Source organism: Actinoplanes sp. NPDC048791 (genome assembly GCF_040650095.1).
Lineage (GTDB): Bacteria > Actinomycetota > Actinomycetes > Mycobacteriales > Micromonosporaceae > Actinoplanes.
Genome location: NZ_JBEZGQ010000376.1, coordinates 1 through 7,320, shown reverse-complemented (window position 1 = coordinate 7,320; position 7,320 = coordinate 1). Strand labels below are relative to the sequence as shown.

Genomic DNA, 7,320 nt, shown 5'->3' with positions numbered 1-7,320 from the left:
GGCGACCGCGGCACGCCTGCGGCCGGAGCGCGTCCTGAGCCGGGAGCAGGTGCTGTGAGCAAGCGTGCGAGCCGTAAAGCGCAGACGGCAGGGGAGCAGGGCGACCGCGCCCCCGCGCCGGCGAAGAAAGGCCGTACGAGGCATTCGCCGCGCTGGGCGCTGTGGTGTCTGGTGGTCGGCGCGCTGCTGATGGCCGGCAGCGGGGCGGCGGTCGCGGGCACCCGGGTGCTGCTGGGCACGGCCACCGAGACGGTGACGAAGCAGAACCTGCTGGGCGAGACGCGGGTGGAGACCAAGCGGGTCAGCGTCAAGGGCGCGAAGACGATCCTGCTGGTGGGCCTGGACACCCGGCCGAACCAGGATCCGAGCAAGCTGACCCGGTCGGACTCGATCATCCTGCTGCACATTCCGGCCGACCACAAACAGGCGTACCTGGTGTCGCTGCCACGCGACAGCTACGTACGCATCCCGGAATTCGACAACGGCGCCCAGCGGTACGCCGGCGGCCGCAACAAGATCAATTCGGCGTTCGCCTACGGCAGCCGAGGTCTGACCGGCGAGAAGGCCCTCACCGGCGGCTTCACCCTGCTGGCCAAAACGGTGAAGAGCCTGACCGGCATCACCCCCGACGCCGGCGCGATCATCGACTTCCAGGGCTTCCGCAAAGTGGTCGACGTCCTCGGCAAGGTCTGCATGTACGTCGACACCACCACAACATCGATCCACTACGGCCACGACAACAAGACAGGAAAGCTGACGGCGCCGTACCGCATCAACCCGGACGGCACACTGCGCGCCAAGATCCGCGGCGTGACCCCGAACATCTACCGCAAGGGCAACCGCTGCTTCACCCCGTCAGAAGCCCTGGACTTCGTCCGCCAGCGTGACCTCCTGGAGGACGACAGCTACGACTACGGCCGCCAGCGTCACCAGCAGCAGTTCCTGAAGGCCCTGATCAAGAACATCATGGACAGTGGCCTGGACTCACCGACGAAGCTGCCGGGTCTGCTGAAGGCGGTCGGCAAGACCATGACGGTCGACGACGGCGGCATCCCGTTGCAGGACTGGGCGTTCGCGCTGCGGGGGATCCGCCCGGAGGACCTGATCACCATCAAAACCAACAACGGCAAGTTCAACAGCGAGACCATCCCGGGCGTGGGCAGCGCGGAGATCCTGAGCGACACGAGCATGGACCTGCTGAAGTCGGTGAAGACCGACACTGTCGACGAGTTCGTCCTGGCCAACCCCAGCTGGGTGACGCGCAGCTGACCAGTGGTTGTCACAGTGCGTCTCGGCGGTATCGGCCGGGTGCTGAGCCGTACTGGCGTTTGAAGGCGTTGGCGAAGGCGAACTCCGAGGTGTAGCCGATCCTGGTGGCGACGTCTCTGAGTGATGCGTCGGATCGGCGGAGGAGGTCGGCCGCGGTGGTGAGCCGCCACCAGGTGAGGTAGGTCAGGGGTGGCTGACCGGTCAGGGCGGTGAAGCGACGCGAGAACGTGGCTCTGGACAGGTTGGCGCGGGTGGCGAGGCTCTGGACGGTCCAGGGGCGGCCGGGGTCGCGGTGGATGGCTTGCAGGGCGGCGCTGACGGCAGGGTCGGCGAGTGCGGCTGCCCAGCCGGAGGTGGTCGGCGTCGGCGGTTCCTCGAACCAGACGCGCAAGACGTACAGCAGAAGCATGTCGAGCAGAGCGAGTACGACGGTGTCCGCGCCGAGGCGGGGACGACTTGTCTCGTTGCTGAGCAGTTCGATGGCAGCGCGCAGGTCATGGTGGTGGCCGGGCCCGGCCGGGAGGTGGATCGTCTCGGGCAGGTCCCGCAACAGCGGGTGGGTGTGGCGTGGGTCGAGCTGGTAGCCGCCACAGAGGGTCACCGTGGCAGGGCCGTTGGTTCCGTCGCCGCTGTGCCCGGCAACGTCGGAGACGAATAGTTCAGCGTCTTCCAACGGGTCGCACGCCGGCTCGGCGAGGGGCGCTGACGGGTCGTCGGCGAGGCCGTAGCCGTGCCCGTGGGGAAAGAAGACGACGTCGCCGACGCTGAGCGGAATCGGCTCGCTGTCGGACGGGGTGAGCCAGCACGAGCCCTGCAGGATGACCTGGAAGCCCGCCGAGCCAGGTACTGCGGGGAAGCGCTGCCCCCAGGGAGCCTGCCAGGCAACGCGGGCCGAGCGAGGCCGCCCGGTGCGCAGGATCGCGATCACGTCGCTCAGCAGATCCACGCCAGGAAGCTAGCACGAGACGATGACGCATTAATCCCGCACGATCGAGCATTCGTTGTCTCACGATGACCTCCTACGGTGGTGAGATGCCACAACGAATTCTGGTCACGGCGGCAACCGGCACGGTGGGCCGCGAGGTGGTCGCCCAGCTACGGGAAGCCGGGGCCGAAGTCCGTGCGCTGACCCGCGGGCCGGCCGCCTTCCCGCCCGGCGTGGACACCGCCCATGGCGACTTGTCAGTGCCCGACTCTCTGAGCGGCGCTCTCCAGGACGTCTCGACCGTGTTCCTGGTCTGGCCCTTCGCATCAATCGATGGATTGGCGGCAGTGCTGACTCTGATCGCCGAAAACGCCGGAAGGGTGGTCTATCTGTCCTCGGCAGCTGTCCGAGATCACGAGCGGCAGGCCGAGCAACTGATCGAGGAGTCCGGCCTGGAATGGACAGTGCTGCGTCCGCACGCCTTCGCAGCCAACGCGCTGCGCTGGAGCGAGCAGATCCGCGGCAACGGCGTGGTCCGCGAGGCATACGGCCAGGCGTCCATGTCGCTGGTACACGAGCGGGACATCGCCGCTGTCGCGGTGCACGCATTGACCAGAGAAGGACACGCCGGCGCCCGCTACGAACTGACCGGGCCGCGATCGTTGAGCCAGGCCGAGCAGGTGCGCATCCTCGGCGAAAAGGCAGAGCACCCGGTGCACTGGGAGGAAGCATCCCCGCAGGAGGCCCGGCTGCAGATGCTCGCACGCGGCTGGCCACCCGAGGTCGCCGACGAGGTCCTGCACGCCCAAGCCGCAATGACCGCCCGCCCCGGCCCCATCACCAAAACGGTCGAGCAGGTCACCGGAGCCCCGGCCCGAACCTTTGAATCATGGGCCGCGGAACACACAAAGGCCTTCCGCGCCACCGGATGACCCGCCCCATCCCCGGCCCTCAGCCCGCTGCCGCTGAGGGACGTGGGCAGTCCCATTGCGCGACGAGGTCCTGCCCGCCGAGCAGTGCCGACCTTCACGACTCGTCGCGGTCTGTTCCCGTTCGGCTCCGGTTTCGCCGTTGATGCGCTCGGAAGTCGAAGTACGCGGAGATCGTGGTGGGGACGAGGCCGATGACGGCTACCACCAGTCCAAGGACGGGAAGTAGGACGGAACCGCTGTTGCTGCCGCCGACAAACACCAATGCACCGAGCACGACGACAACGCCGACCACCCAGGTGGGGACACCGGCCCGAACGCTCGGCGTAGGTGCCTGCGGCGTCGTCACCGGCGGAACACCCACGGTCGACTCTTCATCCGCCTTCTGCGCTGCATGAAGGAAGCGGCGCTCTGCGTTCTCGCGCTGCTGGCGTACGTGGCCAAGCTTGGCGCGAACCCACTCGGAACTGCTGCCTGTCTGGAGACGTATGCGGCCGTCACGGTTCGGGGGATCTACTTCTCGGCGCCGCAATTCCGCGGTCAACTGAATCGGAGGTGGCTCAGGGTCACGCCGCACCCGAGCAAGGAGGCGCCGAAGGTCATCTTCCTCACCCAGGAGATGCTCAAGGCGGCGACGATGCATGGCCAGCGACCGATCCAAGTCCGACCTCTTCACTGTGGCGGTTACCGAGCACCCCGTTCCACGTCCTTCATATTGACAGCACGGAACTGACTTCGGTCAAGGCTTCGCACATGCCTTGTCGACCTTCTGACCTGCCGCGTCGAACGAGGGGCTCAACGCCGCCTGCACCGGGTCGACGGCAGCGGCCGCCTTCTTGGCCTCGGCCGACAGTCCATTCAGTGCGTCGCGCAGCTCGCCATCGCCGGAAGCGGCGAGATCGCTCAGCGTGGCGGCCAGGCCCGTCATCACCTTCTTGCCTTCCGCCGGCGGCACCTTCCCGCCGGGAGCGACCACCCCTTTGAGCTCCTCATTCAACGCCACCTTCGCCGCAGTCACCTTCTCGCACAGCGCCGCAGCTCCTCCGTCCGCAGCGGCCGGAGCCGACGCTGCAGGCCCCTCGACGGAAGCGGAGCTGGGCGCCACGGACATCGTGGACGCTGCGGGCGCAGCCGTGCCGGCTCGAGGGGGCTCATCCGATGAGCACCCGCTGAGGAGTGCAACGGCAACAGCACCAAAGGCGCAGGAGATAGTCAGTCGGTTCACAGTGCCCGACCCTACTGATGTTTGTCGATATCTGCTGGCAACCGCCGAGGTCTACGACTGGCGCTGCCGTCACGATCGAGGCGGGCGCCCGTGTTCGGCCGCTATCTCCCGCAGCGAGTCGAGGACCGTGCGTACCGCGACCCGGTGCAGGTTCTCCGGGCGGGTGAGGACGTCGATGTGGCGCCCGACCGGCAGGTCGGCCAGCGGTCGCAGCACCACGCCGGGATCGGGCCGGCTGGTGTAGCCGGGCAGCAGCGCGAACCCCCCGCCCGCGGCCACGATCGCGGCCACGACGGTGAACTCGTTGACCCGGTGGACGATGTCGAGGGGCCGGCCGGCGGCCGCGGCGATCGCCGTCAGGACGCCTTCGATCGGGAATCCCTCGCGGACGCTGATCCACGGCTCGGCGGCGACGTCGCCGGTGGTGAGGGAGGTCTTCGTGGCCAGCCGGTGGCCTGCGGGCATCGCGACGTACAGCGGCTCGTGAACGAGCGGCACGACGGTGAGCCGGTCCGCCGGCCAGGGCGGGCTGTGGGCCAGCCGGTGCGCCAGCACCAAGTCGTAGTCGGCGACCAGGGCCGGGAATCCGGCCTGCGGCACGTCCTGGTCCGAGCATCGCAACGGTGGCAGGCCGGCCCGGCTGAGCAGCGCGGCCGGGTTGTCGAGGTACGCGTCCACGGCTCGCCCGGCCCGGTCGAGTGCGGTGGAGACCTCGATGGCCGCGGCGGCGAGGGCTCGGCCTGCTTCGGTCAGCACGAGGCGGCGGCCGCGGCGCTCGGTCAGTGGCACGCGCGCCGAGCGTTGCAGCGACCGTAACTGCTGGGAGACGGCCGAAGGCGTGATGTGCATCGCTCGGGCGACGGCGGCGAGGCTGCCGCGGTCGCCGAGTTCCCTGAGCAGGCGCAGGTGATGCAGATCCATTAGGCGTGACTACACCATCAGTTGAGAGGCTCGCGTCTTGTCTTCACGATAGCCCGGCTCCAGGCTGCGACCATGTCGATACGCCGTAGCGATCTGTTGTTGCTGGCCGTGGCGGTGGTGTGGGGCAGCAGTTATCTGGTCGCCCAGACCCTCGTCCTGGTCGGTGGGGTGCTGGCCGTGCTGGCGCTGCGCTTTCTCGTCTCGGCGGTCGCGCTGGCGCCGGTCATGGCCGTGCGACGGCTGAGCCGGTCAGAGGTACGGGTCGGAGCCTTGCTGGGCCTCACCCAGGCGGCGGTGCTGGTGCTGGAGACGTACGGGGTGGCGCTGACCAGCGCGACCAACGCCGGGGTGCTGATCAGCCTGACGATCCTGCTGACGCCGGCGCTGGAGGGTGCCGTACGCCGGCGGTGGCTGCCGCCCCGGTTCTTCGTGGCCGCGGCGGTGGCGGTGGCCGGCGTGGTGCTGCTCGTCGCCGGGCCGGGGCTGCGCGCACTGACGGCCGGCGACGCGTTGATGCTCGCTGCGGCCGTCGTCCGCGCAGCGCACGTCACGCTGTCCGGGCGGCTGACCGACGGCCGGCGGTACGACACGGTGACGCTCACCTGGCTGCAGATGACGGTCGGCGCGGTCCTGTTCACGGTCCTTGCGGCACCGGCCCTGCCCTCGGCGGTGCGGGCCTTCGGGCCGGGGCAATGGCTCGGGGTGCTGTATCTCGCGCTGGGCTGCAGCGTGTTCGCGTTCCTGGTGCAGCTGTGGGCGATCCGCCGTACGTCGGCAGCCCGCGCGAGCCTGCTGCTGGGCACCGAACCGGTGTGGGCCGTGCTGATCGGGGTGGGCATCGCCGGCGAGCACCTGACCGCGATCGCCGTCGCCGGGATCACGCTCGTCCTCGCCGGCACCTACTACGGCCAACGCATCGAAGCCGACCACCGGGCGCTGGTTCCGGTCTGAATAACAATGCGTCGGCTGGCACGATTTGAGGATCAGTGGATGTGCCGGACTCCGTAGCGTCAGGGGCAACGAAAAGGGGGCTGTCCATGCTTCGACGAAGGCGCCGATCCATTCTTGTGGTGGCGGCGATCGCATTGTTCGCGAGTTTCCTGTCGGCCGCACCCGCCGGCGCCGCCGATCCCGCCGACAACATCAGGATTCAGAACGCGAAAAGCCGCCTCTGCTTCGCCCCGGCCGGCGGCAGTGGGGCCAGCAACACTGCCATCGTCCAGTACTACTGCGACAACAACACCAACCGGGCCTGGCGGCAGCTCTACAGCCCCGGCACCGACGGGCGGTTCCGCATCCAGAACGTGGCCACCGGCCAATGCCTGTCTCCCGCCGGGGGCGGCAGCGGCCTCAACCAGACCATCGTTCAGTACACCTGCGACGCGGATCAGGCCCGCTATTGGCAGCAGATAAGCAGCCCGAACGGTTTCCTCATCCGCAACGTGCGGAGCAACCTGTGTCTGTCTCCCGCGGGCGGCAGCACCACCATCAACGTGCTCCTCGTCCAGTACGCCTGTGACCAGGACCCGGCCCGGGGATGGAGTCTCCTGGGCGCGTACCACATCCCGAATTCCAACAGCGGTCTCTGCCTGACCGTCGCCGGCGGCAGCAGCGTCCTCAACGTCACCGCTGTCCAGTTCGAATGCGACGGCAACCCCGCCCGCCTGTGGAACCTGGTCGACGACTACACCGGCGGCTTCTACCTGAAAAACGTCAACAGCGGCCTGTGCCTGTCCCCGGCCGGCGGCGCCGGCGGCGACAACATCGCAATCGTCCAATACCACTGCGACGGAAACCCCGCCCGAACCTGGCGCCTGGTCCCGAACGGCTACTTCTCGTTCCTCCAGAACGTCAGCACAGGCCTGTGCCTCTCCCCAGCCGGCGGCAGCACAACCCTGAACGCAACAATCGTCCAATACCGCTGCGACGGCAACCCATCCCGCCTCTGGCGCACCGCCCTCGCCTAACCGCCAAAGACCCAGCGGTGGCTCGCCCACAACGCAACGGCCGACCCACCGCTACCCCACCTTCCACCCTGGCCGGGCCGGGCC

8 protein-coding genes are annotated in these 7,320 nt (G+C 68.5%); 4 read left to right on the top strand and 4 right to left on the bottom strand.

Features of this window, described 5'->3' with window-relative positions:
* Nucleotides 1-54 precede the first annotated feature (54 nt).
* Nucleotides 55-1,269 (top strand): LCP family protein, encoded by a 1,215-nt coding sequence (locus AB0C29_RS24955; RefSeq protein ID WP_360824491.1) that lies wholly within the window; start codon nt 55-57, stop codon nt 1,267-1,269.
* Between the two features lie 10 nt (nt 1,270-1,279).
* Here AB0C29_RS24955 and AB0C29_RS24950 read toward each other — a convergent pair whose 3' ends face one another.
* Entirely contained in the window at nt 1,280-2,215 is a 936-nt protein-coding gene (locus AB0C29_RS24950; RefSeq protein ID WP_360824488.1) for an AraC family transcriptional regulator, read from the bottom strand.
* Between the two features lie 86 nt (nt 2,216-2,301).
* On the opposite strand from AB0C29_RS24950, the gene AB0C29_RS24945 reads away from it, so the two are divergent.
* The gene (locus tag AB0C29_RS24945) at nt 2,302-3,126 is read left to right on the top strand and encodes an NAD(P)H-binding protein (RefSeq protein WP_360824485.1); all 825 of its coding nucleotides are present in this window, start codon (nt 2,302-2,304) and stop codon (nt 3,124-3,126) included.
* A 94-nt stretch (nt 3,127-3,220) separates the two neighbouring features.
* On the opposite strand, the gene AB0C29_RS24940 is transcribed toward AB0C29_RS24945, so the two are convergent.
* The 3 genes from AB0C29_RS24940 to AB0C29_RS24930 form a co-directional block, all read right to left on the bottom strand.
* Entirely contained in the window at nt 3,221-3,784 is a 564-nt protein-coding gene (locus tag AB0C29_RS24940; protein ID WP_360824482.1) for a hypothetical protein, read from the bottom strand.
* Between the two features lie 78 nt (nt 3,785-3,862).
* Nucleotides 3,863-4,141, bottom strand: a complete 279-nt coding sequence (locus AB0C29_RS24935) for a hypothetical protein (protein WP_360824479.1) — start codon at nt 4,139-4,141, stop codon at nt 3,863-3,865.
* Nucleotides 4,142-4,417: 276 nt separating this feature from the next.
* Complete coding sequence (locus AB0C29_RS24930; protein WP_360824476.1) at nt 4,418-5,269, bottom strand: LysR family transcriptional regulator; 852 nt, start codon at nt 5,267-5,269, stop codon at nt 4,418-4,420.
* 72 nt (nt 5,270-5,341) lie between these two features.
* Here AB0C29_RS24930 and AB0C29_RS24925 point away from each other — a divergent pair, with 72 nt between their 5' ends.
* Together AB0C29_RS24925 and AB0C29_RS24920 are read left to right on the top strand one after the other, a co-directional pair.
* Nucleotides 5,342-6,220: a DMT family transporter gene (locus AB0C29_RS24925; RefSeq protein WP_360824473.1), complete on the top strand. Its 879-nt coding sequence runs from the start codon at nt 5,342-5,344 to the stop codon at nt 6,218-6,220.
* 119 nt (nt 6,221-6,339) lie between these two features.
* Complete coding sequence (locus tag AB0C29_RS24920; RefSeq protein ID WP_360824470.1) at nt 6,340-7,236, top strand: RICIN domain-containing protein; 897 nt, start codon at nt 6,340-6,342, stop codon at nt 7,234-7,236.
* Nucleotides 7,237-7,320 lie beyond the last annotated feature (84 nt).